This is a genomic window from Nocardia sp. CA-129566, from assembly GCF_050956075.1.
Classification (GTDB): Bacteria; Actinomycetota; Actinomycetes; order Mycobacteriales; family Mycobacteriaceae; genus Nocardia.
The window spans coordinates 1,957,036-1,982,940 of sequence record NZ_CP192085.1 but is presented as its reverse complement, the minus strand read 5'-3'; the positions used below and the strand labels follow the sequence as shown (position 1 = coordinate 1,982,940).

The following is a 25,905-nucleotide window of genomic DNA, read 5'->3' as shown; positions in this document are numbered from 1 at the left end:
AGGTCACCTCGATGCCGTCGGCGTTCTGGGGCAATCGCGCGGTGACCACCACGTTGCGCCGACCTCACAACTCACCACCGGCCGGCGCGCGCTGTGAGAGATTCGTTTGGACGTGCGTCGTGACCTCCTTACAGTCGGTGCAACAGCCTGGTTTCACAGCTCGAAGGGGACGTCGTGGTTAATTCGCGCATTCAGGGTTCCGCGTCCTCCGATTCGGCCGATCGGCAATCCGGCGACGCGAGCGACGCACTGCTGCGTCTCGGCAAATATTTCCACCGCGGCGAGGTGTCGACCGACCAGCGCAGCCTGCATCAGATCGGCGGGCGCAGTGCCGACGAGTTCTACCGCGACCGCTGGTCACACGACAAAGTGGTGCGCTCCACGCACGGGGTGAACTGCACCGGGTCCTGCTCCTGGAAGATCTACGTCAAGGACGGCGTGATCACCTGGGAGTCGCAGCAGACGGACTATCCGTCGGTCGGCGCGGACAAGCCCGAGTACGAACCGCGCGGCTGCCCGCGTGGCGCGTCGTTCTCCTGGTACACCTATTCGCCCGCGCGCGTGCGCTATCCGTATGTGCGCGGTGTCCTGCTCGAGCTGTACCGGGAGGCCAAGGAGCGGCTCAAGGATCCGGTGCTGGCCTGGGAATCGATCGTCGAGGATCCGGAAAGGGCCAAGCGCTACAAGTCCGCTCGCGGCAAGGGCGGATTCGTCCGCGCGGAGTGGTGGGAGGCCGCCGAGATCGCCGCCGCCGCGCATGTGCACACGATCAAGAAGTACGGCCCCGACCGGGTGGCCGGATTCTCCCCCATTCCGGCCATGTCGATGGTCAGCCATGCCGTTGGCGCCCGGTTCATTTCGATGCTCGGCGGCTCGATGCTGTCGTTCTACGACTGGTACGCCGACCTGCCGGTCGCCTCACCGCAGGTCTTCGGCGATCAGACCGATGTGCCGGAATCGGCCGACTGGTTCGACGCGGGCTACCTCATCATGTGGGGATCGAATGTCCCGGTGACCCGGACCCCGGACGCGCACTATATGACCGAGGCCCGCTACCGCGGCCAGAAGGTCGTCGTGGTCTCCCCCGACTACGCGGACAACACCAAATTCGCCGATGAATGGGTGCCGGCGCGGCCGGGAACCGATGCGGCCCTTGCCATGTCGATGGGCCACGTGGTCCTGAAGGAATTCTTCGTCGACCGCGCCACGCCCCGGTTCCTGGACTACGTCAAGCGCTACACCGATCTGCCCTTCCTGGTCTGCCTCGACGATCCGCAGGGCTGGGACGCCGATGGCGTCTACCACCACGACGGCGCGCTGCCCGGCAAATTCCTCACCGCGGCCGACCTCGGCCACACCGATGAGACCGCGGCGCACAAGATGGTGCTGCTCGACGCCGCCGGCAATCCGGTGGTGCCCAATGGCTCACTCGGCCACCGCTTTACCGCGGGCGATACCGGCAAGTGGAATCTGGATCTCGAGGGCGTCGATCCGCTGCTGACCCTGCACGACCGGGCCGACCAGCGCCCGATCACGGTACAGCTGCCGCGCTTCGACACCGATACGGCGGGCGTGGTGGTGCGCGGCGTGCCGACGATCACCGTCGCGGGCAAGCGGGTCACCACGGTCTTCGACCTGCTGCTCGCGCAGTACGGTGTGGGACGCGATGGCCTGCCGGGCACCTGGCCGAGCGGCTACGACGACGCGTCCGAGCCCTACACCCCGGCCTGGCAGGAGGCCATTACCGGCGTGCCCGCCGCACAGGCTCAGCGCATCGCCCGCGAATTCGCCGATAACGCCGATAAATCCGGCGGCCGGTCGATGATCCTGATGGGCGCCGGCACCAACCACTGGTTCCACTCCGACCAGATCTACCGCGCCTTCTTCACCCTGACGCTGCTCACCGGCTGCCAGGGCGTCAATGGCGGCGGTTGGGCGCATTACGTCGGCCAGGAGAAATGCCGTCCGGTAACCGGCTGGTCGACACTGGCCTTCGGGCTGGACTGGCAGCGACCGCCGCGCCAGATGCAGGGCACGGTGTTCTGGTACCTCAGCAATGACCAGTGGCGCTACGACCCGTTCACCGCACAGTCGTTCGCCTCCCCGCTGGGCCGCGGCAAATTCGCGGGCCGAACCGCCGCCGACAATATCGCGCTGGCCAGTCGCCTCGGCTGGATGCCGAGTTATCCGACGTTCGACCGCAATCCGCTGGATCTGGTGGACGAGGCCGAGGCGGCGGGCAAGACCGCGCCCGAACATGTGGTGGACGGGCTCAAATCCGGTGAGCTGCGCTTCGCCTGCGAGGATCCGGATGCGCCGGAGAACTTTCCGCGCTGCCTGACCGTCTGGCGGGCGAATCTGCTCGGGTCCTCCGGTAAAGGCAACGAATACTTCCACAAGCATCTGCTCGGCGCCGATTCCAATCTGCAGACCACCGATGCCGAGGGGGTACGGCCGCAGGAGCTGGTCTGGCGCGAGGACGCGCCGACCGGAAAGCTGGATCTGCTGCTGTCACTGGACTTCCGGATGACCAGCACCACACTGTTCTCCGATATCGTGCTGCCCGCCGCCACCTGGTATGAGAAGCACGATCTGTCCTCCACCGATATGCACCCGTTCGTGCACGCCTTCTCCCCCGCTATCTCCCCGCCGTGGGAGGCCAAGACCGATTTCGAGGCGTTCCACCGGATCGCGCGCGGATTCTCCTGGATGGCTGAGAAGCATCTCGGCAAGCGCAAGGACATTGTCGCGGTACCGCTGCAGCACGATTCGCCGGATGCGTTGGCGCAGGCCGGTGGACGCGTACTCGACTGGAAAGCCGGTGAGTGCGAACCGATTCCGGGCAAGACCATGCCGAAGTTGGTGGTGGTCGAGCGGGATTACCCCAAGCTCGCGGAGAAGATGGCCGCGCTCGGACCGCTGATCGATACGCTCGGCGTCACCACCAAGGGCGTCACCACGCATCCGGACGAGGAAGTGGCCTACCTCGCCGGTGTGAACGGCACCGTGGTCTCCGGTGTGGCCCAGGGGCGTCCGTCGCTGGCCAAGGACACCCACGCGGCCGAGGCGATCCTGGCGCTATCGGGCACCACCAACGGCAGGCTCGCGGTCGAAGGGTTCCACGCGCTGGAGCGGCGCACCGGCACCCAGCTCGCCGATCTCGCCGCCGAGCACGAGGGTAAGCGAATCACCTTCGCCGACACCCAATCCCGGCCGGTTCCGGTGATCACCTCGCCGGAGTGGTCGGGCAGCGAAACCGGCGGACGGCGGTACTCCCCGTTCACCATCAATACCGAACGACTCAAGCCCTGGCACACCCTGACCGGGCGCCAGCACTTCTACCTCGACCACGACTGGATGGCCGAACTCGGAGAGCAGCTGCCGATCTTCCGGCCGCCGCTCGATATGAGCGCGCTGTTCAGTGAGCCGGGGGTGGGGGCCGTCGGTGACAACGGCGTCACCGTTCGGTACCTCACACCGCATTCGAAGTGGTCGATCCACTCGGCGTACCAGGACAACCTGCACATGCTGACGCTCTCGCGCGGCGGGCAGTCGATCTGGATGTCGGATCGGGACGCGGCGAAGATCGGTGTGGCGGACAACGATTGGATCGAGGCGGTCAACCGCAACGGCGTGGTCGTCGCGCGGGCCATCGTCAGCCACCGGATGCCGGAGGGCACGGTATTCATGTACCACGCCCAGGACCGGGCGGTGGATGTGCCGCGCATCGAGGGCCTGCCGGAGTCGAACGGCAACGGGAACGGATTCGACTGGGCCGCACCGCAAACCCAGCCCGGTAAGGGTAAGCGCGGCGGCATCCACAATGCGCTCACCCGCATCATGATCAAGCCATCGCATCTCATCGGCGGTTATGCGCAGCAGTCCTTCGCACTGAACTACCACGGGCCCACCGGAAATCAGCGCGACGAGGTCACAACGATTCGTCGCCGCTCGCAGGAAGTGGAGTACTGACATGCGTGTCATGGCACAGATGGCCATGGTGATGAACCTGGACAAGTGCATCGGCTGTCATACCTGCAGCGTCACCTGTAAACAGGCGTGGACCAACCGCGGCGGCACCGAGTACATGTGGTTCAACAATGTGGAAACCCGCCCGGGGCAGGGTTATCCGCGCCAGTACCAGGATCAGGACAAATGGAAGGGTGGCTGGACGCTCACCAAGCGCGGCAAGCTCACCCTGAAATCCGGTTCGCGGCTCAAGCGGCTGCTCAATATCTTCGCCAATCCCGATCTGCCGACCGTCTCGGACTACTACGAGCCGTGGAGCTACGACTACGACAATCTGCTGTCGGCTCCCGCGATGGACACCAGCCCGGTGGCGCGGCCGAAATCGCTGATCACCGGCCAGGATACGAAGATCACCTGGGGCGCCAACTGGGATGACGACCTGGGCTCCGGACCGGAGCAGGTCGGCAAGGATCCGCTGCTGGCCAAGCTCTCCGATCAGGTGAAACTGGAGTTCGAACAGACCTTCATGTTCTACCTGCCGCGCATCTGCGAGCACTGCCTCAATCCGTCGTGTGTGGCCTCGTGCCCGTCGGGTGCGATCTACAAGCGGTCCGAGGACGGCATCGTGCTCGTCGACCAGGACAAATGCCGCGGCTGGCGGCAGTGCGTCAGCGGCTGCCCGTACAAGAAGATCTACTTCAACCACAAGACGGGCAAGGCGGAGAAGTGCACGTTCTGCTACCCGCGCGTGGAGGTCGGCATCCCGACGGTCTGTTCGGAAACCTGCGTCGGGCGGCTGCGCTACATCGGCGTCATGCTCTACGACGCGGATGCGGTGCAGGCGGCGGCCTCGGTCACCGATCCCGAGGATCTGTACCCATCACAGCTCGGAGTCTTCCTCAATCCGCACGATCCCCGGGTGATCGCGGAGGCCGAACGCGCCGGGATCTCGCCGGAGTGGATCGAGGCCGCGCAGAACTCGCCGGTCTACAAGCTGATCGTCGACTACCAGATCGCGCTGCCGCTGCATCCGGAATACCGCACCATGCCGATGGTTTGGTATGTGCCGCCGCTGTCGCCCGTGGTGGATGTGCTCTCGGAGACCGGCCACGATGCCGAGGACGCGTCGAATCTGTTCGGCGCCATCGACGCACTGCGCATTCCGGTCGAGTACCTGGCCGAACTCTTCACCGCCGGTGAAATCGGACCGGTGCGAGCGGCACTGCAGCGGCTGGCGGCGATGCGGTCGTTCATGCGGTCGGTGAATCTCGGCATGGAACCCGATCCTTCGATCGCGCCATCGGTGCGCTTGGAGCCGGAAGAGATAGAGGCGATGTACCGGCTGCTGGCCATCGCGAAATACGAACACCGGTATGTGATTCCGCAGGGCGCGACATCCCAGGCACACGAACTGGATTCGCTCGCCACCGGATGCAGCCTCGACACCGATGGCGGGCCGGGTATGACGGCGTTCGACACGATGGTGGAGAAGTTTCATCTCACCGATGCCAATGATGCCGCGCCGGAGCAGAAGACGACGCGGATCAACCTGTTGAACTGGGATGGGCGCAGTACCGATGGTTTGGTGCCCACCGCGACCACTGGCAATGGCGCCAATGGGCCCGCGACCAACGGTTCGGCGAAAAACGGTGCGGCCGAGAATGGCTCGGCCAATGGCACGAATGGTTCGACCAACGGTTCGGCGGCGGCGAACGGTTCCGTCGCGCCGACGCCGACCGGAGCAACCCAATGAACGCCGTCGGTCGACCAGCCGTCGGAGGCGCGTCATGGCACTGCTGAAGGTGCGCCGCAGGCCGGAGCCCGTCGCCCGGCTGTCCGAGCGCGATTGCCGTCTGGTGTGGCGGATAGCGGCCCTGCTGCTCGACTATCCGAACGAGCAGATGCTGGCGACCATCGACCAGATCGATGATGCCGCAATGCAGTTGCCGGAAGCGGTGGGTGCGCACCTGCTGGAATTCATCCATCATCTGCGCGCCACCCCGCCGATCACGCTGGCCCAGCAGTATGTCGAAACCTTCGATATGCGGCGGCGTTCCAGCATGCACCTGACGTTCTACGCCTACGGCGATACCCGCAAGCGCGGCATGGCACTGCTGCGGTTCAAGCACGCCTACCGGCACGCCGGCGTCGAACTCGGCGACGAGGAGTTGCCCGACCACCTGCCGGTGCTGCTGGAATTCGCCGCCACCGTCGACCCGATCGGCGGCGAACGCCTGCTGGGCGAACACGTCCCGGTGATCGAGCTGCTGCGACTGTCGTTGGCGGACAACGGATCTCCCTACGCCGGTGTGGTCGCCGCCGTGGTCGCCACACTGCCGCCGCTGACCACCGCGGACCGCCGCCGGATCGCCGAGCTCGCCGCGCAGGGCCCGCCCGAGGAAGAGGTCGGCCTGGACCCCTTCGCCATGGACCCCGCCCTCTTCGACGGATCGGAAGCCCGCCGATGACCACCACCTTCTGGATGACCCTGCCCTACGTGGCCTTCACCTCGTTCGTGCTCGGCCACCTGTGGCGCTACCGCAACGACCAATTCGGTTGGACCACAAGGTCATCGCAGATCTACGAGAGCCGCCTGCTGCGCCTGGGCAGCCCGCTGTTCCACTTCGGCATGCTCGGTGTCATCGGCGGCCACGTGCTCGGCGTGCTGATCCCGGAATCCTGGACCGCCGCGGTCGGCATCTCCGAACACACCTACCACGTGGTCGCGGTGGCGGCGGGTTCGGTCGCCGGACTCGCGGTCATCCTGGGCATCGGCATCCTGCTCTACCGCCGCATCACCGTCCCCGCCGTTCGCAAGGCCACCACCCGCAACGACCAGCTCATGTACGCACTGCTGGCCGCCGCCCTGATCACCGGCCTGCTCAATACCTGGGGCAGCAACCTGCTCTGGGGCACCTACAACTACCGCGAAACCGTATCCCCATGGTTCCGTAGCCTTTTCACCCTGCACCCGCAGCCCGAGCTGATGGTGGGCACGCCATGGACCTTCCAGGTCCACGGTCTGGTCGTGCTGACCCTCATCGCGATCTGGCCCTACACCCGCCTGGTGCACATGTTCAGTGCCCCCGTCGGCTATCTGACCCGCCCGTACATCGTCTACCGCGCCAAGGAATCCAACGCACCGGACAAGCGCCGCTACGCCCGCGCCTGGGATGCCCCCGTCACGCCGGAAACCTGGCGCTGACCCCGAATTCGGGTCCTCTCACCCGATGCCCGGCGGCCCCGTCCTCCCGCACCAGGAGGACGGGGCCGTGTCATTTTCCCAGCAAACACGCCCGTCGTATCCCGAGACCACGGCTGCGGCCGTGATAGGAATTCGACCCATGTACCGGCTCGTGCCCACGCCTCGCGCACGCTCGGCCTCGACCCGCCCGATGGGCACCGTGCCGATGGTTCGCTCGTTGCGCTCCCTCGTTCGATGCCTGGTCTTCCTGTTCGCGGTCTGCGCCGCGACCATTCCCACCGCCGGAGCCGAACCCGGCTCGCAGATCCTCGAGATTCGGCCATTGGGCGGGCGGCAATTCGAGGTGGTGGTGCGTTCGGCGGCGATGGATCGGCCGATCACGCTGTGGATGTCACATCCCGGCGCGGGTGCGCCCGCGCTCTATCTGCTCAACGCGGTCGACGGCGGCGAGGACGGCGGGCCGTGGACGCGCCGCACCGATATCGCGGACTTCTTCGCGGATAAGCACGTCAATGTGATCGTGCCGATGGGTGGGCGCGCGAGTTATTACACCGATTGGCTCAATGACGATCCGATCTTGGGCCGCAATAAGTGGACGACCTTCCTGACCCGGGAACTGCCGCCGCTGCTGGAATCGCGTTTCGGGATGACCGGGCGCAATGCCGTTGCGGGCCTGTCGATGTCGGCGACCTCGGCACTGAATCTGGCGATCGGCGCACCCGGCCGCTATCAGGCGGTGGGTTCCTATAGCGGCTGCCCGCGCACCAGCGACCCCGCCGCCAATGCCTATGTGCACTCCGAGCTCGCGGTGTTCGGCGCGAATGCGGACAATATGTGGGGCGCCCCGGACAATCCGGCCTGGGCCGAACACGATCCGATGCTGCACGCGGATCGGCTGCGCGGCATCGCGCTCTATATCTCGGCGGGCAATGGCGTGCCGGGCGCGCACGAAACCCTCGGCGATCTCGACATCGAAGGCAGCCCGGTGCGCCTGCTCGATCGCATAGCGGTCGGCGGCGTCATGGAGACCGTCATCGGCGGCTGCACCCGCCCATTCCTGGACCGGCTGGCCGCCGCTGGCGTGCCCGCCACCGTGAAATTGCGTCAGGGCACCCACGCCTGGGCCTATTGGCAGGACGACGTGCACGAATCCTGGCCGCTGTTCGCCGCCGCGATCGGCGCCTAGCGGCCGTTCACCGCGAACTTGTCGGTGCCCTGGTCGACAATGCGGTATGGCGTATGACAAGGAACTCGCCGATCGGATCCGGGAGCTGATCGAACCCGCACCCGATGTGGTCGAGAAGAAGATGTTCGGCGGTCTGGCCTTCCTGGTCGGCGGCAATATGGCGGTCGCGGCCAGCGGTAAGGGTGGTCTACTCGTGCGCGTCGACCCGCAGGAGAGCACCGCGCTGCTCGCCCGCGACTACGTCGGCACGATGGTGATGGGCGGTCGGGAAATGAACAACTGGCTGCGCGTCGACGGCGCGGCGGTCACCGACGATGACGCGCTCGACGAATGGATCGATCGCGGGGTGAGCTACGCGCGCTCGCTCCCGCCGAAGCAGAAGTAGCGGTCAGCGGACGAGGCGGCGGAAGGTGAGTTTGTCGAATTCCCGGCCGTATTCGTCCACCGCCACCACATCCATTTCGCTGGCGAAGATGCCGGGGCGGACATCGACGCGCAGGAACGAGTAGTTGCGGAACCGCACTCGCGACCACGGCGCGGCCTCATCCTGCTTCTCACCGGAAGAGGTCCAGACATAGCTGTTCGCGACCGTGGTGTCCGGTAATTCGTGGCCGCGGAACGATTCCTGTGAACCGGGCTGGAAGTCGTAGCGCGGGCGACCACCACCGCCGACGGTGTAGTAGACGGTGCCGTCGGTGTCCGGGTAGACGATCGAATTGTCACCGGCGACCCTGGTCGCGGCGCCGGCGCGGATCGGATCCGTGCGTTCGAAGACGTGATTGTGCCCCTGCAGCACCAGATCCACCTGATACCTGTCGAACAGCTCGGCCCAGGCATCGCGCAGGCCACCATCGCTGGCATGCGCGTCGGTGGTCGAATACGCGCAGTGGTGGAAGAAGCACACCAGGAAGTCGATGTCCGGATCCGCGCGATAGGCCGCGAGGGTGCGCTCCACCCAACTCGTCTGTGCCCTACCGGAATACCCGGTATTGGCCTTGATCTCATAGCTGACGTCATTGGCGTCGAGTGAGAGCACGGCGACATTGCCGTAGGTGAACGAGTACGCCGAGGGGCAGCCGGCGGGCCCGTTGCCGGGGAAGTCCAGCCGCGCCAGATGTCCGCCGTAGCCGTGCTGGCCGTAGGTCGCTTCCATATCGTGGTTGCCGGTGGCGAACATCCACGGCGTCTGGGCGGCGCTGATTTCGATGGCGCCGAAGTAGACATCCCAGACATACGGGTTGTACTTGTCGAAGCCGGAGGCGACCTTCGCGTCGTGTGCGACGAATTCGGCGGGCTTGCCGGCGCCGGACGGATCGGCGTAGGCGATATCGCCGGCGAGGATGTGAAAATCCGGTTTGGCGGCGGCGATCTGGCGCAGGACATTGGTCGCGTGCGGTGCGGTCGGATCGTTATCGGCCTTGTAGTACTTGTCGTCGTAGTCGCCGGGCACGGTGCCCTGCGGCAGCGCCGGGGTGTTGTCGGTGCCCTGATCGCCCATCATGGTGAATCGGAAGGGCAGGATCGCGCTGCGCGCGCTCGGCATTGCCGGTGCGGCGGCGCGGATATCGCCGGTGAATCCGTCGGAGGTGCGCCACCGATAGAAGTGCGGCAGTCGCCCGGGCAGACCGTCGACCGGGGCGTGTACGTAGAACTGTTCGGCGGCGAGCACTCCGCCGTCGGCGGCGGGCACCTGGGTCAGCAGATTGCGCACCTCGGCCTCGACGGTGCCGCCGAGCGCGGGTGTCGGGCCGTGGTCCAGATAGACCTTGGTACCGGCCGGTGGCCGGGAGAGCTGACCGGCGAACCGGAGCTGACTGGCCGCGTCCGGTCCGTATCCGACATGGCGACCGCCGACCGCGAGCTGCGCGTCCTCGGCATAGGCGCGCCTGCCGAACGGCGAGGTTCCGACCGTGGCGACGGCTGCGGCCGCGGCCGCACCGCGCAGGACATTGCGCCGCGAGACGGCATGGCGGCGTAGATAGTTCCGGTGCCACTCGTGCTGCTCGGCCATGGTCATCTGGGCGGCCAGGGCGGCGGGAATTCCGGTATCGGGTAGATCGCCAGCTGGGTTCAGCGCATTGGACGGCACGGCATCCGATGCTCTACGGCCACAGCGCATCCCGCAACTCGACACCGCTTCCCAAGCCCGAACAGTTCATGAACTCTGGTGCGAGCCCGGCCAGCGCGATCCGACTAACACGACAATTCGCGCAAACGCCCCAGCGCCAGGGCACACGCAGCGGCCACGCAGACCCCTTTTCTGAGGGCGTCTTCGTGACTAGGCTGCCGCGATGACGCCATTCACACGCGCGGCAGTCACCACGGTCGTCTCGGTCGGTTCGGTCTTCGGCGCCGCGACCGCCAATGCGACACCGGGTACCGATATCACCGCGGTCACCCTCGCCCAGGCGCAGATCCCGGCCGGACTGCTGCCCTTCGTCGCGGGGAGAGATCTGGTCGTCCGCGAAATCACCATCGCACCGGGCGGTTCCACCGGTTGGCACTATCACGACGGTCCGGTCTTCGGCTTCGTCCGCTCGGGCACCCTCACCCACCCCGGCCCCGACTGCGCCGCCCCCGTCTACCGGACCGGCGATTTCATCTACGAACCCGAGGGCTCCTGGAACGTCCACATCGGCCGCAACCTCGGCTCCGATCCCCTTGTCCTCGACGTCGTTTACGCAACACCCATCGGTACGCCGCTGTTCGAGGATGCCGACGCACCGGCGTGCGCGTAGTCGACACCGGTCTGGTGCCCGGTGCCCGCACACTGGGCACCGAGCTCCAAACCGCCCTTCTACTGCTGCGTAGCCGTTGTCGTCGTAACGGTCGTCGTCGGCGACGAAGCAGTCGTTGGCGCCACCGTGGTCGTGGTCAGGGGTGCCGCACTGCTGGTTGTCGTGGGGTGAATCGGTTCGGGACACTTGCCGTCTCGTGCGCCGATGCTGTTGATCTCGTTATTGGACCGCGGATCGCCCGCGTAGTTGATCTTGTCGGTGCACTTGACATAAGTGTCGCACGGGGTGTCGCCGCAGTAGTCGGTGCCGCCGGGTGCCGGAGCGGGATTGCTCGTTGTGCCGCAGAAGGTCACGCCACAGGTGTCCGTGCCACCTGGTGCCGACTGGGATTCGGTGGGTGCGCCGCAGTAGACGATTCCGCAGTTGTCGACGCCACCCGGGGTGCCGGGCTGCACGGCGGCCGTCTGTCCGGTGCCTGCTCCACCCCCACTACCCGAATCTCCTCCGGTCGCGCCGGGGTGGCCCGGTGCCGCGGTGGTGACGGGGGGCGTTGTCCGCGATGCGCTGATCGAAGTGACCGTCGCAGTGCCGGAGCGCGGCGCGGCGGAATCCTGCTTGTCAGCCGTGCACGCGGTCACGATGAGCACCGGCGCCACGACGCCCAGCACCAGTCCGGTGCCGCCACGCCATCGGCGACCCCTACCCAACATCTGCATGATCTGCACAGTCTCTCCTCCTACGCCTGCCGCCTTGCCTGAAAAGGACAGACGCACAATGGGTCTGGTTAGTTGGACGGTTGTCCGGTACCCCCTGCGTAGTCGTCGGATGATCCTCCGCTGTTACGAACCGCAGCAATCATGAGCCGCCCCGACCTCGGGCCGCAGGTTTACGGGACCACCCCCGCACGCCGGAACAGTCGATCACGAGGCTTCCGCATGGCCGACCACGAAGCGCCGCGAGGGCGATGACTCGTTCAGCGGAGGTGATTTCGACTGTGCCCAGGAAGTGCTGTCACACCAGTAGGTCGTCCGGTCATTCGAAGAAGGCGGCGAGGGTCTCGGCTACTCTGTCCGGCTGCTCCTCGGCGAGGTAGTGGCCGGTGTCAGGGATCTCTGCGCTCTGGAAGGTGGTCGCCGTGTCGGCCAGACTGGTCAGCAGGTCGGTGTGGCCCGGGAAGTGCAGTGCGGCAATCGGCGTCGTCACCCGCGGGTAGGTGGCCAGGTCCGCGATATCTCGACCGAAGGTTCGATACCAGCCGCCCGCGGCCCGGATCGCCTCGGGGCGCGAGTAGGCACGTGCGTAGACCTCACGATCGAGATCACCAATTGCGTTGAGATCGCGCAGATTCCGCGTGCACAGGAAGTCGATGAGATAGCGGGCGCGGTCGGCCAGTAGCTGTTCGGGCAGCAACTCCACCTGGTTGAACGCGAACCACCAGCGCTGCAACCGCTCTCGGCCGGGCTCGGGAAGCAGCGTCAAGTCGTACAGGCGGGGGTCGGGATGCGGTTCCTCCAGCATCGCCAGCTTGTGTACCAGTGTCGGATGGTTGGCGGCGAGGCTGAACGCGACCATCGATCCGATATCGTGCCCGGCCAGGTTCACCCGGTCGTATCCCAGTTCGCGGATCAGGGCGGCGACATCGGCGGCCATCGTCTTCTTGTCGTAACCCGTTGCGGGAGCGTCTGATCCGCCCATGCCGCGTAGATCGACCACGATGACGCGGTAGCGCTCGGCCAGTAGCGGCATGATCTTGCGGGCGTGCCACCACGTCTGCGGCCATCCCGGCAGCAGTACCAGCGGGTATCCACGACCGCCTGCGACGTAGTGCAGCCGCGTGCCGTTGACCTGGGCGGTAGCGCTGCGGAACGCACCCGGTAGTGAGCGGGCCAGAGCGTCGTCGGAGTACGGGTCCTCGATCATGAACCGATTTAAGCGGTTCACAGCGAACCTGTCAAATAGGTTCCGCGATAGGATCGGGGTATGCGATTCCGAGAAGGCGCAGGGCGGATGTGCCTCGACTACCTGCGCACGCTGCGGCACGGGACCATGGAGGAACTACCCGATGCCGCCGCGGTAGCGGCCTGGGTCGAGCAGTTCGGCCCGCTCGATTCCGTGCCCGTGCCATCTGAAGGCGGTTACGTCGAGGAAGCCCGGCGGCTGCGGGAGTCGATCCGGGCACTCATCGATTCGGCGCGCCAGGGGATCGGTTCGCCGGCATCGGCTCGGCAGGCCGTCAACGCCGCCGCGGCACTGCCACCACCGTCCCCGGCGCTGGCCGCCGACGGACGAGTGGTCTGGCACGCCGGTGATCCGATCGGGGCGACGCTGTCGCTGATTGCCAGGGACGCGCTCGACCTCACGTCATCACCGCTGCTCGCGCGGGTTCGGCAGTGCGCAGGAGCCGACTGTGGCGCATTGTTCGTCGACACGTCGCGTCCCGGCGTCCGACGCTGGTGCTCGATGAACACCTGTGGGAACCGCGCCAAGAAGGAAGCGATGAAGACCCGGCACGTTGATTGAGGCGCTACAACTGGCCCTGCCGCGCGATTCTTTTACGATGGTGCGCGATCGCCCACTGAAGGTGAGGGCAACGCTGTCCTAACGCGCGCTCATGGCGCTGACCTGGCCGGCCAGGGAGCACCGGTTCCGCAACCACAGCTATCCCGTCGCGCGCAGGACTGCCGCGGCCGGTAGGCGGCAGCCCTCGCGATTCGGTCAGTGGACGGCGGCGGCGAGGAATGCGCGCACGTCGGGGGCGGCGATCGGAATGATGCTGTCGTGACCGGCGTCGTAGCTATGGAAATCTACCGCGACGCCGTTGATCAGCAGACTTGCGACCAGGGTGAATGTGAGGGGATAGGGCAGGATCTCGTCGTGGGTTCCGTGCCCGAGGAACAGCGGGCCGCGGTAGCCCGCCACCGGCAGCCGCAGATAGTCCCGGAATGGTTCGGTCAGCTCGCCGAGGGGCTGTGATACGAGCTGACCGATCGAGAGATTCTTGGTCTGTTCGTCGAGTTCGGGGCTGCACAGGGTTTCGGCAAGCGCCACGGTGCGGCGTCCGAGGTCGGTGAGGTGGCTGTCGACGTTCAGGTCGGGTCGCAGGTCGCGGAATCCGGCAATGGCCATCACGAACAGCGAGGCGGGGACGGGGACCGGCGGCATCTGCGGGCCGACGAGGCCGACCAGTGCGTCGAACTGGGGTGGTGCGCTGGTGGCGACCGTGCCCCGGTAGTCGAGTTCGGGTGCGTAGTCCCTAGCCCGCGGTGCCGTGTTCAACACTGCGTGTGCGCCCTGCGAATGCCCCTGGGCCAGCCAGATCGGGCCGATCGCGGGATAGAGCCGCCGCGCGGCGCGCACGATGTCGATGACGGCGTGCGCTTCACCGCCACCGTCGAGGTAGTTGGGCAGGCCCTCGGTGCCGAGCCCGATGTAGTCGCTCGCTACCACCGCGAAGCCGGCGCTCAGCAGTCCGGCGAGATAGGACGACTCCGGTGCGGGCCGACCGATCGTGGTGGGCGCGCACTGGTCACCGAGTCCGTTGGCACCGTGTCCCCAGGAGATCGTCGGCCAGCCGCCGGGAGGAGGTGTGCCCTCGGGGACAAAGACCGCCCCGGAACTGGTCCGCGGTCGATCACGCGAATCAGCGGTCCAATAGGTGACTTTCGTCGACGCTGCCGCTCCGGGGAGCCGCTGCGGTTCGGGGAGCGGTTCGGTGGAGACAACGGCGCCGGGCGCGGACGGTTCTTCGGCCGTCGCGGTCACCGGCGGGGCCGCCAGCGCCAGCGCCGACGCGACCACGGCGGCGATTCGCCGAATCGTCGTGCGGCGAACGGTTCGATTGCGTTGTCTGAAAGTCCTTGGGGTGGTTCTCATTTACCGCGATCTCCGATCGGGTCGAGTGGGCAGGCACCGCCGATACCGGCTATATCAATACGAGACCAAGGGGTGTTACACGCCCGGTAAGGAGATAGACAGCCAACGGGTTGCATGTGCATGTGCTTACGAAAAGTATTGCGGCAGTGCGATACTCGGGCACCGCGAGTTGAAGTAATGAACTCGAGCGCCCGGTACCGGTCTCCTCGCGTGCGATATCGGCGTCGCGGGTCGTTCGCCTGCGCGAAGAATGGCGTTGCCGCAGAGCGAAATTCGATCGTGTACCAGATCCACAGTTTGGCGACTGTCGCTTTTTCCAGAGCCGGTGAGCGATATACATACGATCGACTTCGCGCAAATAGCGGCCGAAAGCCGAAACCTTCACATGGATAGGAGGTTTCGGCTTCCGCCGCGCGGCGGAGAGTGCCAGCCGTTGCGTCATCTGTTGCCGGTCGGGTAGTTGATGCCGACGATCCGGGCTTCCCGACCGCTGTAGCGCTGACGCATGAGCTGGGCGTATGCCTCCCGCTCGATCAGTTCCTATACAGGCACTCAGATCTGGCAGGTCGGGCTGGGGTGCAGCAGCCAGCAGAGGATCGATCCGGCGCCGAAGGAGCCGGTCCCGGCCGAGCCGGTGCCATCGGACCCGACCGGGGACACCTCGGCGGGCGTCGATGCGGGCTCGAGGGGCAACGGATCCGCCGAGGCGGTAGCGCCGCTGGTGACGAGGGCGATGCCGATGGCGACAGTGCCGAGCGCGGTGCGAATCAAGTTGCGCGACAAGCGATATTCCATGCGCGGGGTTCCTCACTGTGATCAAGAGTTGAGCTCCGGCGGCCCAATCGGACTGCCAAAGTTATTGTCGGGAAATAACTTTGGGTCGTTACAGGACACTGATCCACGCTTGTCAGATGTCCGCTCACAGCCGCCTATCGAGCGGCTGCGCTGGTCAGTGACTGGCGCAGACCGCTCTCGGTGTCCGATCGGTGAGTGCCCGGCGCGGCCGGATCGTGTTGTACGGGATGCGGAACCCGCGACCTTCCATGACGTGGTCGATCACCGCGCCGATGCGCGAGATTGTCTTGCGTCAGGGACTTGGCAGGTTCTCGCCGGTCAGAAGATTTTCGCCACGGATGCTGAGATCACCTGAGAATGGTCTGTAAAGCCGAGTTCAGTCGCAGGAGCGTGCACATGATCTCGGCTGCACCGATGAATTTCGGGTGGATCCGCCGTCGATGTCTCTGGATATACCGAAGGAGATGATCATGGGCTTCCCCAGGGGGCTGGCAGGTGATCTCGCCGACACAGAGAGGAATCCAGTCATGACGAGACCGTTTCGATTCGGGGTCGTAGCCCCGCTCAGAACCGACCTGCCGACGTGGCGAGATCGGGTGCGCCGCATCGCCGACAGCGGCTACTCGACGCTGCTGGTGCCCGACTTCCCGCAGATGCAACCGGCGCCCGGTCCCATGCTGGCCACCGTCGCTGCCCTGACCGACCTGCGCGTGGGCACGTGGGTGTACGCCTCTCCGCTCCGCCCGGCGTGGTTGACCGCGTGGGAGGCGCACTCGCTGTCGCTGTTGACCGAGGGTCGCTTCGAGATGGGCATCGGCACCGGCAGACCGGGAATCGAGGACGAGCTCCGCGACAAGGGAATGCCCGATGTACCGCCGCCGTACGAGCGGCTGGCCGAGGTCCGTGAGACCGTCAGGAGGCTGCGAGATCTCGACGGCCCCGACCTCCACACTCCGGTGGCGATGGCTGTCTTCGGTACGAAGGCCCGGGCGCTGGCGGCCGAGGTCGCGGACACGGTCACCTTCGTGCTGGGAGATCAGCCTCGGGGCGAAGTCGAGCGGATGGCACGCGAGTTCCGCGCCGTCGCGGACGTCGAGCTCGCGCTCGCCGTGCCGGTGATCGGCGACACTGTCGCGCCGCACATGGCGCGCCCCGATACCGACACTGCTGCGCTTCGCGCGGCGGACGCGATGACCGTCCTTCCGGATGATCCAGCGGCCGCCGCCGAGGAAATCCAGCGGCGGCGCGAGGAGATCGGCTTCTCCTATTTCGTCTTCGGCGCCGACTTCGCCGACAAGTTCGCTCCGGTCGTCGCCGAACTCGCCGGACGGTAGCGGGCAGCGAGGACGACAGGAGGCCGAACCCGCCAGTTCGAGAGCCGACGCAAGGGAGGCGTATTCGGTCCCGGCCCGAAGCCGGGCCGCCTCGACGTATACTCGAACGTGAGTTCGAATCGAGGGGGTTGGAGATGCGGACGCTACGTCCTGCCGAGATCGCCGGATTGCTGGCCAGCGATATCGTCGCGCACCTGGCCACCATTGACGCGGCCGGATATCCGCATGTCACACCCATCTGGTTTCTGTGGGATCAGCATGCTTTCCGGCTCACCAGTTGGGCCGGGCGACCGCATCTGCGGCGGATCCGGGCGAATCCGCGGGTCGGGTTGGTGATCGACCGCGAGGTCGGCCGGCGCGCGGACGGGCAGCGGCCGAACCGGCAGGTCCGGATTATCGGTGACGCCGAGTTGACCATCGACCCGGACGGTGTGTGGACCCAGCGCATCTGGGAGAAGTACGGCGGATCGGCGCTGGATCAGCGCGATCGCGTGCGGGTGCTGATCACCATTACTCCCGATCTGTTCGTCGCCATCGCGAGCGTCTGAGGTCGCGGCGAAAAATCTCGAGAAATCCGTGGCGATACGTCGAAGCCGTCCGATCGGCTCCGACCGAACGGTGACAGTAGGTCATCGACAACCCAAGGAGCACACCATGTCGGTCAACACCTTCCTGTGGTTCGACAGCGACGCCGAGGAAGCCGCCGCCCGCTACACCGCGCTGATCCCGGACTCCCGCATCGTCGAGGTCACCCGCCACCCCGACGGTTCGGCCTTCGTCGTGGCCATCGAACTCGACGGCCACCCCTACATCCTGATGAACGGCGGGCCCGGCCACCCCTTCACCGATGCCGCCTCGATCCAGGTCGTGGTCGAAACCCAAGCCGAGGTCGACCAACTCTGGGACGCCCTGATCGACGGCGGCGAACCCGGCCCGTGCGGCTGGCTGACCGACCGCTATGGGCTGTCCTGGCAGGTGGTTCCCGCCATCCTGGTCACCCTCATGAACGGCGCGAACCCCACCAAAACCGGCGCGGTCGCCACCGCCCTGCGGTCCATGTCCAAACTCGACCTGAAGGTTCTCCAGGACGCCTACGACCAGGCCTGAGACTCGACTCCGCGCACCGGGCACCCCGTCTGTACCTCGACTCACGGACTGCCCGGTGTACGCCGGGCGAAATCTGTCAGGGCGAGTTCGCCCGGTGAGTGGACACGCAAGTCGGCAGTGCTTGCCACGCAGGAATCGGCGGCACATGCCGGAAACAGCCCGGGCAGATACGCGTCGAACGACGGCGCGTGCGAGATCACCGAATCGCGGTGCACACCATAGCGATCGGCGATGTCCGCGGCCCGGCGTGCGGCGCGTCGGGCCGCGGCGGCATCATCGAGGACCAGCCAGTCGATGCCGTGCCGCGGCGATCCGTAACGATCAGGACGCCGAAACCACCTCCGCGAAGACCGTGTCGAGGGCGCTGGCGGTGACCCCGAAGGTCTCCCGGATCGCCGTATCGTCAACGGTGAACTTCCGGTGCGACATGTGGTAGGTCTCGAACAACTCGACCCAGAACGGATCGGTGAGACCGAGCAGGGTCAGTTCGCGGTCGGACATCTCCGCCAAGCGCGGACTCGGGGCAGCGGCCGCGGCGGCGAAGCGTTCGGCGGCTTCGCGCAGGGTGCTGGTAATAGTCGGGGCGAGCCAGGCACGGCCCCAGGCGTTTTCGCTGCGCGCGACGGCGACCAGGGCGTCGGCGGCATCGCCGATCGCGGTGTAGGCGTGCGGCAGGTCCAGGTCCTGCGGGACCAGAGCGAGTTGGTCCGCAACCACTTTCGGCTGCACCAGCAGCGAGAACACCGATATCGCACCGGCGCCGAGGTACTGACCGGCCCTGACCTCGGTGACCCGCACCCGGCCCGCATCGTGTGCCGCCTTGGCCTCGAGCCACATCCGAGCGCGCACCCGCCCTTTGGGGCCGGTGGCGGCCAATGGCGTGTCCTCGGTGACCACGCCGTCCACCGGGCCGTAGCCGTACAGGTTGCCGAGCATCACGTAATTCGCACCGGCCTGCTCGGCGGCCGACAGGATGGCGCCGAACAGCGGCGGTACCGCCTCGGGCCAGGTGTGATACGCGGGCATAGCAGCGTTGATCAAGGTGTCCGCGCCCTTGACGTGGTCGGTGAGCGCGGCCGCGTCGACGGCATCGGCCGTGATGCGCTCGATATCCGGGTGCTGCGGACCCGCGCCGCTGCGGCTGATCATCCGCACCTGGTCGCCGGATTCGGCCAACCGGAGCGCGGTTGCCGAGGCGGTGGCGCCCCGGCCGACAATGACATGCGAAGGCATGCGACTTCCCTTCTTGGACAAGATAATTCGCACAATCGGCGGGGGCTTCGGAGCCGGTTGCCGATCGCGTGCCATCAACATTGCCGGGCGCGGGAGCGCTAGACTAGTGGCCGGTTAGCCATCTATCCCAAGGATCCAGCCATGAAAACCGTGGCCGTCGTCGCCGTCGCGCCGGTGAAGCCGTTCGAACTCGCCATGCCCGCAACCATGCTCGGCACGGTGACGGTGGACGGTGAGCCGTGTTATCGGATGGTGGTGTGCACCGCCGAACCCGGCGTGGTTCCCGGTGCGTTGGGCGGCTTCGATGTCGTGGTGCCGCGCGGACTGGATGCGCTCGACGAGGCGGATACCGTCATCGTGCCGAGCACCGGCAGTCGCGGCACCGCCGATGCGGCCACCATCGCGGCACTGCGCAGGGCCGTCGACCAAGGCAAGCGCGTCACCTCGATCTGCAGCGGCGCATTCGTATTGGCCCAGGCCGGGCTGTTATCCGGACGCACCGCCACCACGCACTGGGGTCTGGCCGACGAACTCGCCGCGATGTTCCCGGACGTGACCGTGCGTTCCGACGCACTGTTCATCGAAGACGGACCGGTGACCACCGCCGCGGGCGCCGCCGCCGGAATCGACCTGTGCCTGCACCTGATTCGCACCGACTACGGTGCGACGGTCGCCAATGCCGCGGCCCGCGCCGCTGTGGTGACACCGGTACGCCCTGGCGGCCAAGCCCAATTCGTCGACTCACCGCTGCCGCCCGAGAACGGCCTGTCACTCTCGGCCACCCGCACCTGGGCCCTGGAACGCCTCGACACTCCCCTATCCCTGGACGATCTGGCCATCCACGCCCGCACCAGCGTGCGCACCCTCACCCGCCGCTTCCACGAGGAAACCGGTCTCAGCCCCCAGAAATGGCTACTGCACCAACGCATCCAACGCGCCCGGGAACTCCTCGAATCCACCACTCTGCCCATGGACCAGGTCGCCCGCCACAGCGGCATCGGCTCCGCGGAATCCCTGCGCCAGCACATGATCCGCCACGTAGGTCTCCCCCCGAGCGCCTACCGCGCCTCCTTCACCCGCACCCCATCATCGGCAAACTGATCCCACAATCCAGCATCGGCAAGCGGCAGATCCGCGAAGAAGGCCCGCGTCGACACAGTCGACGGACGCCCACCTACGGCACCTGGGCCACTCTGTCGCACAGGTTCGAGCACGTCGCATAGCAGATCACTACCTCGCACACGGTAGAGGTTGTGCGAGGTAGTGACGGCTTATGTGGGAGGTCAGGTCTTTGGTCGCGGCGCTTTGGCTGCTCCGTCGCCTATGCGCTACGCCCCGCTGACTTCCACAGGTAATGTTTTGGCCCGCATCAGTTCTCGGGCGGCGGTGCGGTAGCGGTCGGCGATCAGGCGGACGACAGCCGGGTGAACACCGATCGGCTCGGCAACACCATCGGCTCCGGCCTCGTGCAGGCGCTGCTGGAACAGGCCGTGGGCGAGCAGATACGACGCGATGAAGATGCGCTGCGCACCCGAATCACGAAGTTCGGCGACAACTTCCGGGACCCGCGGGGCTCCGGTGGCGACATAGCCGATGCGAACCGGGACACCGAGATGTTCGGCCAGCATGGCCGCCGCACGCCGAACATCCTGGCGCGCACGGGCATCCGATGATCCGGCCGCCGCGAAGACCACCGCATCACCGGGCCGCCATCCGGCGGCACGCAGCCGCATGGCCATAATGCGGGCCAAGGCCGGATCCGGCCCCATCGCGGGCGTGACGGCGACCTCGGAATGACCGCTCTCCACCACCTCGCGCGGCACATCCTGGTAGACGTGATATCCGGAGGCGAGAAATGCCGGAACCACCACGGCGGGAACCGATTCCCCCTCGGCATCGATCAGATCGCGCAGTACCTCCGACGGCGACGGACCGAGGACGTCCACGAAAGCGGTACGCACCCAGGGCTTCTCGGAGGTCTCCGGCCCGCGAACGACGGCGCGATGTTCGCACACCGGAGCCGTCATCGCACCGGCCTCGGCGTCGCGCCTCGAAATCGCGGCGCCGCGCTCACCCACCCCGTCGGCTCCGCCGGCTGCCATCCCCCCGAACTCCTGCACCACCGCCTCGGCAAGCGCGGCGATCATCTGCACACCCCTGGTACTCCTGGTGCCGTGTGCGACCAGGACCAGGGCCGGAGCCGTCACCAGCTCCCCGCCGTCTGGGCGTACCTCGGCGCACGCGCCGGGGTGGCGATACCGGCGGCCCGCGGATGTTCGGCAGCCACCGTGCGCGGGAAGTCGTCGGCGCAATCCGCGGCGTCCAGCGCGAGTCGATAGCCCCGTTTGACCACGGTCTGAATGGCTTTCGGGGTACCGAGCCCCGCGCGCAACCGCGCGATCGCGGTCTCCACGGCGTGGGTGTCGTCACCGCCGCCGGGCAGCGCCGCGAGCAGGTCCTCCCGGGAGACGACCCGGCCGGGCTGGCGCGCCAGCGACCGCATCAGCGCCATCGGCGCCGGCGCGAGCTGGCGCACCGAACCGTCGACCACCACGCAGGCACCGCGCACGCTGATCGTATGTCCGGCGGCCTGAATGCGATTGGCGCGCCGCGGCAATTCTTCGGCGACGTGTCGAGCCAGCGCACCGAGCCGGGCTCGTCCCGGCATGGAGGTCGGCACGCCGAGTTCCTCCAGCGGCGCGGCGGTAATCGGTCCGACGCAGGCGGGCAGCACCCGGCCGCGTAGACTGTGCAGCACACTCTCGAGCAGCCCGGTTTCCTTGGCGCGCATCAACATCGACGCGACCGCGGGCGCGCTGGTGAAGGTCACACAGTCCAGGCTGGAGGTGACGATGGCCTCGATGAGCTGGTCCATCGGCCCCTGATCATCCGGCGGCACCCAGCGGTACACCGGCACCGGAACGACATCCGCACCCGCGCACCGCAATACCTCACAGAAATCCGGTACCGGCTCCCATTCGGTCGTCGCGCCGTGCAACTGGACCGCGATCCGCACGCCCTCCACGCCCTCGGCGAGCAGATGGTCGAGCACCTCCGCGGAGGATTCCGAGGCCGGAGACCACTCCTCACGCAGTTCGGCGGCGCGGATGGCGCCCTTGGCCTTCGGTCCGCGCGCCAGCATCCTGGTCGAGCCCAGCGTCGTGCGCAGATCCTCGGCGATGCCCCAGCCCTCGGCCGCTTCCATCCAACCGCGGAAGCCGATGCCGGTGGTGGCGACCACCAATTGCGGTGGATCAGCGACGATCTCGCGGGTTACCCGCTCCAGCTCGTTGTCATCGGCCAGCGGAATGATTCGGATGGCGGGGGCCGCGACGATACCGGCACCCCGTCGAACGAGCAGCGTGGCGAACTCGTCGGCCCGCCTGGCCGCGGTGACGCCGACCGTGAAACCGGCCAGACAGGCGCCCGTATCAATAGTTGTCATGCCGATCCACCGTCCGTGGCGTCGAGTCCGGTGTCGACCGGCTCATTGGATACCGAAACGATGCCGTCGTCGACGCGCACCGCGTATGCCGGCAGCGCTGCCGAATCGTCGTCCAGGCAGCGCCCGTCCAACAGTGAGAAAGCCTGCTTCAGCAGCGGCGACGCGACGACGGGGATACCGCCGCGATCGCCGACGATCCCGCGCGACATGACCGCCGCCCGGCCGATCGGATCGATATTGCCGACGGCGTACAGCGTGCCGTCGGTCAACAGGAACAGCGCGGCCTGACGGCCGCCCTTCAGCAACACCGCGACGCCGCGGCCGGGGATCAAGTAGTCGAGTCGGCACGCCTGCGTCCAACCTGTGGTAGCTGTGGCAATGCCGGGGGTGTCGATCACGGTCATCGGTGTCATCCTCCAAACGCCTTACCCATTGGTACCGGCGTCCTGTTTCTTCGGGGTTAAGCGGCTATTGCCCGCGTGTGGCGACCGGGATTTCTGGCATGCCCAACAAGACGGGCACCTTCCGTTCCCCGCTCTCATCGAACGAAATGGTCGGATCGGCCTCTTCGGGGGCATTGACAAAGGACACGAAGCGCGACAACTTCTCCTCGTCGTCGAGCACCGCGGCCCATTCGTCGCGGTAGCCAGCGACATGCTGGGCCATCGCCGCCTCCAGATCGTCGGCGATGCCCAGGCTGTCCTCGCAGACGACCTGCTTGAGGTAGTCGATGCCGCCCTCCAGCGACTCCTGCCACGGCGCGGTGCGCTGCAACCGGTCGGCGGTGCGCACGTAGAACATCAGGTACCGGTCGATGTACTTGATCAGCGTCTCGTCATCGAGATCACCGGCGAGCAGCACCGCGTGCTTCGGGGTCAGACCGCCGTTGCCGCCGACGTACAGGTTCCAGCCGTGTTCGGTCGCGATGACGCCGACGTCCTTGCCGCGGGCCTCGGCGCATTCCCTGGCGCAGCCCGAAACGGCCAACTTCAGCTTGTGCGGCGAGCGCAGACCGCGGTAGCGCTTCTCCAGCAGCACCGCCATGCCGACCGAATCCTGCTGGCCGTAGCGGCACCAGGTGGAACCGACGCAGCTCTTCACGGTGCGCAGCGACTTGCCGTAGGCGTGGCCGGACTCCATGCCGACATCCACCAGTCGCTTCCAGATCAGCGGCAGCTGTTCGACCCGCGCGCCGAACAGGTCGATCCGCTGACCGCCGGTGACCTTGACATAGAGGTCGAATTCCTTGGCGATCTGGCCGATGGTGATCAGCTGATCCGCGGTGACCTCACCGCCGGGCATCCGCGGCACCACCGAGTAGGTGCCGTTCTTCTGCATATTCGCCAGGAAGTGGTCGTTGGTGTCCTGCAGCGCGGCCTGCTCGCCATCGAGGATGTGCTCGCTCGAGGTCGAGGCCAGGATGGAGGCGACCGTCGGCTTGCAGATATCGCAGCCGGTGCCCTTGCCGTGCTTGGCGATCAGGCCGGAGAAGGTGCGAATGCCGGTGACCTGGACGATCTGGAACAGCTCGGCGCGCGACTGCGAGAAGTGCTCGCACAGCGCCTTGGACATCTCCACACCGGACTGCTCGAGCAGCTTCTTGAGCATGGGCACGCAACCACCGCAGGAGGTACCCGCGGACGTGCACTTCTTGATGCCCGCGATATCGCAGGCGCCCTCTTCGATGGCCCCGCAGATCGCGCCCTTGGACACGTTGTTGCAGGAGCAGATCTGAGCGTCATCGGGCAGCGAATCGGCCCCGAGTTCGGCGCCCGCCGGGGAGATCAGCGCGGCGGGCTCGGCGGGCAGCGGCCGCCCGACCAGCGGACGCAGCGCCGAGTACGCGGTCGCATCGCCGACCAGGATGCCGCCCAAGAGGGTCTGCGCGTCATCGGAGACAACGAGTTTCGCGTAGGTGCCCTTGGCGGCATCGTGCAGCACCACCGACAGCGCGCCCTCGGTGGTGCCGTGCGCGTCACCGAAGCTGGCCACGTCGACACCGAGCAGCTTCAGCTTGGTCGACATATCCGCGCCCGGGAATTCACCGGCGCCACCGAGCAATCGGTCCGCGACGATCTCGGCGGTGGTGTAGCCCGGGGCGACCAGGCCGTAGCAAACGCCTTCCACCGCGGCGCATTCGCCGATCGCGTAGATGTTCGGATCCGAGGTCCGCAGACCCAGATCGGTGATGATGCCGCCGCGCGGACCGACCTCGATGCCGCTGTCGCGGGCGATCTGGTCGCGCGGGCGGACACCGGCGGAGAAGACCACCAGCCCGGCTTTGATCGCCGACTCGTCGGAGAGCGTGACAGTCAGGCGCTCAGCCGATTCCGCCGCCGGATCGGCCTCGATCGACGCGGTGCCGACACCGGTGTGCACATGCAGCCCGAGGTCGGTGACCAACTTCTCCAGGATCGCGCCGCCGCCCTCGTCGACCTGGGCGGGCATCAGGCGGGCATTGAACTCGACCACATGCGGTGTCATGCCGAGCAGCCGCAGCGCGTTGGCCGCCTCCAGGCCGAGCAGACCGCCACCGACGACCACGCCGACCGCACCGGGTCCGGCCGCGGCGGCGGCCGCACGGATGCCGTCGAGGTCATCGATGGTCCGGTAGACGAAGCACTCGGGCTGATCGTGGCCGGGCACCGGCGGCACGAAGGGGTATGAGCCGGTCGCCAGCACCAGCGCGTCGTAGGCGATGGTGTCGCCCGCCGACGTGGTGACCTTGCGGGCCTCCCGGTCGATGGTCTGCGCGGCCTGACCCAGCCGCAGCTCGACCAGGTCGTCACCGGCGTACTCGTTGCCGGGCAGGGCGAGCGCGCTGGCTTCCCAGTTGCCGACGTAGGACGAGAGTCCGACGCGGTCGTAGGCGGGCAGCTTTTCCTCGCTGAGGATGACCACCTGCCACTGACCGGCCTCATCCCGGGACCGCAGCGCCTCCACGAATCGGTGTCCGACCATGCCGTGGCCGACGACCACGGCGGTCTTGCGCAGGGTGGGGTCGACTGTCGAGTTCATGA

General features: G+C 66.9%; 22 protein-coding genes. 12 read left to right on the top strand and 10 right to left on the bottom strand.

Annotated elements, in window-relative coordinates; genetic code table 11:
* Nucleotides 1–174: 174 nt before the first annotated feature.
* The 6 genes from ACQP0C_RS09050 (at nucleotide 175) to ACQP0C_RS09025 (ending at nucleotide 8,745) form a co-directional block, all read left to right on the top strand.
* Nucleotides 175–3,972, top strand: coding sequence for a nitrate reductase subunit alpha (locus tag ACQP0C_RS09050; protein WP_433732399.1), 3,798 nt, complete (start codon nucleotides 175–177; stop codon nucleotides 3,970–3,972).
* Nucleotide 3,973: 1 nt separating this feature from the next.
* Nucleotides 3,974–5,722, top strand: a complete 1,749-nt coding sequence (narH, locus tag ACQP0C_RS09045) for a nitrate reductase subunit beta (protein ID WP_433732398.1) — start codon at nucleotides 3,974–3,976, stop codon at nucleotides 5,720–5,722.
* 34 nt (nucleotides 5,723–5,756) lie between these two features.
* Nucleotides 5,757–6,437 carry a nitrate reductase molybdenum cofactor assembly chaperone gene (narJ, locus tag ACQP0C_RS09040; RefSeq protein ID WP_433732396.1) on the top strand — a complete coding sequence of 227 codons (681 nt, stop codon included), beginning with the start codon at nucleotides 5,757–5,759 and terminating at the stop codon, nucleotides 6,435–6,437.
* Nucleotides 6,434–7,174, top strand: a complete 741-nt coding sequence (gene narI, locus ACQP0C_RS09035) for a respiratory nitrate reductase subunit gamma (RefSeq protein ID WP_433732394.1) — start codon at nucleotides 6,434–6,436, stop codon at nucleotides 7,172–7,174. The genes narJ and narI overlap by 4 nt, the downstream gene beginning before the upstream one ends.
* A gap of 217 nt (nucleotides 7,175–7,391) precedes the next feature.
* Entirely contained in the window at nucleotides 7,392–8,360 is a 969-nt protein-coding gene (locus ACQP0C_RS09030) for an alpha/beta hydrolase (RefSeq protein WP_433734486.1), read from the top strand.
* Nucleotides 8,361–8,406: 46 nt separating this feature from the next.
* Nucleotides 8,407–8,745 carry a TfoX/Sxy family protein gene (locus ACQP0C_RS09025; RefSeq protein WP_433732392.1) on the top strand — a complete coding sequence of 113 codons (339 nt, stop codon included), beginning with the start codon at nucleotides 8,407–8,409 and terminating at the stop codon, nucleotides 8,743–8,745.
* A 3-nt stretch (nucleotides 8,746–8,748) separates the two neighbouring features.
* Here the strand turns inward: ACQP0C_RS09025 and ACQP0C_RS09020 are convergent, their stop codons facing one another.
* Nucleotides 8,749–10,449, bottom strand: a complete 1,701-nt coding sequence (locus tag ACQP0C_RS09020; protein ID WP_433732390.1) for a metallophosphoesterase — start codon at nucleotides 10,447–10,449, stop codon at nucleotides 8,749–8,751.
* Nucleotides 10,450–10,651: 202 nt separating this feature from the next.
* Here ACQP0C_RS09020 and ACQP0C_RS09015 point away from each other — a divergent pair, with 202 nt between their 5' ends.
* Complete coding sequence (locus ACQP0C_RS09015; protein ID WP_433732388.1) at nucleotides 10,652–11,098, top strand: cupin domain-containing protein; 447 nt, start codon at nucleotides 10,652–10,654, stop codon at nucleotides 11,096–11,098.
* 59 nt (nucleotides 11,099–11,157) lie between these two features.
* Here the strand turns inward: ACQP0C_RS09015 and ACQP0C_RS09010 are convergent, their stop codons facing one another.
* Nucleotides 11,158–11,814 (bottom strand): hypothetical protein, encoded by a 657-nt coding sequence (locus tag ACQP0C_RS09010; protein ID WP_433734485.1) that lies wholly within the window; start codon nucleotides 11,812–11,814, stop codon nucleotides 11,158–11,160.
* Nucleotides 11,815–12,130: 316 nt separating this feature from the next.
* Complete coding sequence (locus tag ACQP0C_RS09005) at nucleotides 12,131–13,018, bottom strand: alpha/beta fold hydrolase (RefSeq protein ID WP_433732386.1); 888 nt, start codon at nucleotides 13,016–13,018, stop codon at nucleotides 12,131–12,133.
* A 60-nt stretch (nucleotides 13,019–13,078) separates the two neighbouring features.
* Here ACQP0C_RS09005 and ACQP0C_RS09000 point away from each other — a divergent pair, with 60 nt between their 5' ends.
* A complete protein-coding gene (locus ACQP0C_RS09000) occupies nucleotides 13,079–13,618 on the top strand; it encodes a CGNR zinc finger domain-containing protein (RefSeq protein ID WP_433732384.1) in 540 nt (179 codons plus the stop codon).
* Nucleotides 13,619–13,813: 195 nt separating this feature from the next.
* Here ACQP0C_RS09000 and ACQP0C_RS08995 read toward each other — a convergent pair whose 3' ends face one another.
* Nucleotides 13,814–14,896, bottom strand: a complete 1,083-nt coding sequence (locus ACQP0C_RS08995) for a lipase family protein (RefSeq protein ID WP_433732382.1) — start codon at nucleotides 14,894–14,896, stop codon at nucleotides 13,814–13,816.
* A gap of 627 nt (nucleotides 14,897–15,523) precedes the next feature.
* On the bottom strand, nucleotides 15,524–15,766 hold the full coding sequence (locus ACQP0C_RS08990; RefSeq protein WP_433732380.1) for a hypothetical protein: 243 nt from the start codon (nucleotides 15,764–15,766) through the stop codon (nucleotides 15,524–15,526).
* A 527-nt stretch (nucleotides 15,767–16,293) separates the two neighbouring features.
* On the opposite strand from ACQP0C_RS08990, the gene ACQP0C_RS08985 reads away from it, so the two are divergent.
* The 3 genes from ACQP0C_RS08985 (at nucleotide 16,294) to ACQP0C_RS08975 (ending at nucleotide 18,207) form a co-directional block, all read left to right on the top strand.
* Nucleotides 16,294–17,100, top strand: a complete 807-nt coding sequence (locus tag ACQP0C_RS08985) for an LLM class flavin-dependent oxidoreductase (protein ID WP_433732379.1) — start codon at nucleotides 16,294–16,296, stop codon at nucleotides 17,098–17,100.
* Nucleotides 17,101–17,234: 134 nt separating this feature from the next.
* Nucleotides 17,235–17,648: a pyridoxamine 5'-phosphate oxidase family protein gene (locus ACQP0C_RS08980; RefSeq protein ID WP_433732377.1), complete on the top strand. Its 414-nt coding sequence runs from the start codon at nucleotides 17,235–17,237 to the stop codon at nucleotides 17,646–17,648.
* Nucleotides 17,649–17,754: 106 nt separating this feature from the next.
* Entirely contained in the window at nucleotides 17,755–18,207 is a 453-nt protein-coding gene (locus ACQP0C_RS08975; RefSeq protein WP_433732375.1) for a VOC family protein, read from the top strand.
* A 321-nt stretch (nucleotides 18,208–18,528) separates the two neighbouring features.
* Here the strand turns inward: ACQP0C_RS08975 and ACQP0C_RS08970 are convergent, their stop codons facing one another.
* A complete protein-coding gene (locus ACQP0C_RS08970; protein ID WP_433732373.1) occupies nucleotides 18,529–19,440 on the bottom strand; it encodes an NAD-dependent epimerase in 912 nt (303 codons plus the stop codon).
* 141 nt (nucleotides 19,441–19,581) lie between these two features.
* Here ACQP0C_RS08970 and ACQP0C_RS08965 point away from each other — a divergent pair, with 141 nt between their 5' ends.
* Entirely contained in the window at nucleotides 19,582–20,541 is a 960-nt protein-coding gene (locus ACQP0C_RS08965) for a GlxA family transcriptional regulator (RefSeq protein ID WP_433732371.1), read from the top strand.
* Between the two features lie 227 nt (nucleotides 20,542–20,768).
* Here the strand turns inward: ACQP0C_RS08965 and ACQP0C_RS08960 are convergent, their stop codons facing one another.
* The 4 genes from ACQP0C_RS08960 to nirB form a co-directional block, all read right to left on the bottom strand.
* Nucleotides 20,769–21,647 carry a sirohydrochlorin chelatase gene (locus tag ACQP0C_RS08960; RefSeq protein WP_433732369.1) on the bottom strand — a complete coding sequence of 293 codons (879 nt, stop codon included), beginning with the start codon at nucleotides 21,645–21,647 and terminating at the stop codon, nucleotides 20,769–20,771.
* Nucleotides 21,644–22,885 carry a uroporphyrinogen-III synthase gene (locus ACQP0C_RS08955; RefSeq protein ID WP_433732367.1) on the bottom strand — a complete coding sequence of 414 codons (1,242 nt, stop codon included), beginning with the start codon at nucleotides 22,883–22,885 and terminating at the stop codon, nucleotides 21,644–21,646. Before ACQP0C_RS08955 ends, ACQP0C_RS08960 begins: the two co-directional genes overlap by 4 nt.
* A complete protein-coding gene (nirD, locus tag ACQP0C_RS08950) occupies nucleotides 22,882–23,289 on the bottom strand; it encodes a nitrite reductase small subunit NirD (RefSeq protein ID WP_433732365.1) in 408 nt (135 codons plus the stop codon). The genes ACQP0C_RS08955 and nirD overlap by 4 nt, the downstream gene beginning before the upstream one ends.
* Nucleotides 23,290–23,353: 64 nt before the next feature.
* On the bottom strand, nucleotides 23,354–25,903 hold the full coding sequence (gene nirB / locus ACQP0C_RS08945) for a nitrite reductase large subunit NirB (protein WP_433732363.1): 2,550 nt from the start codon (nucleotides 25,901–25,903) through the stop codon (nucleotides 23,354–23,356).
* Nucleotides 25,904–25,905: the final 2 nt, after the last annotated feature.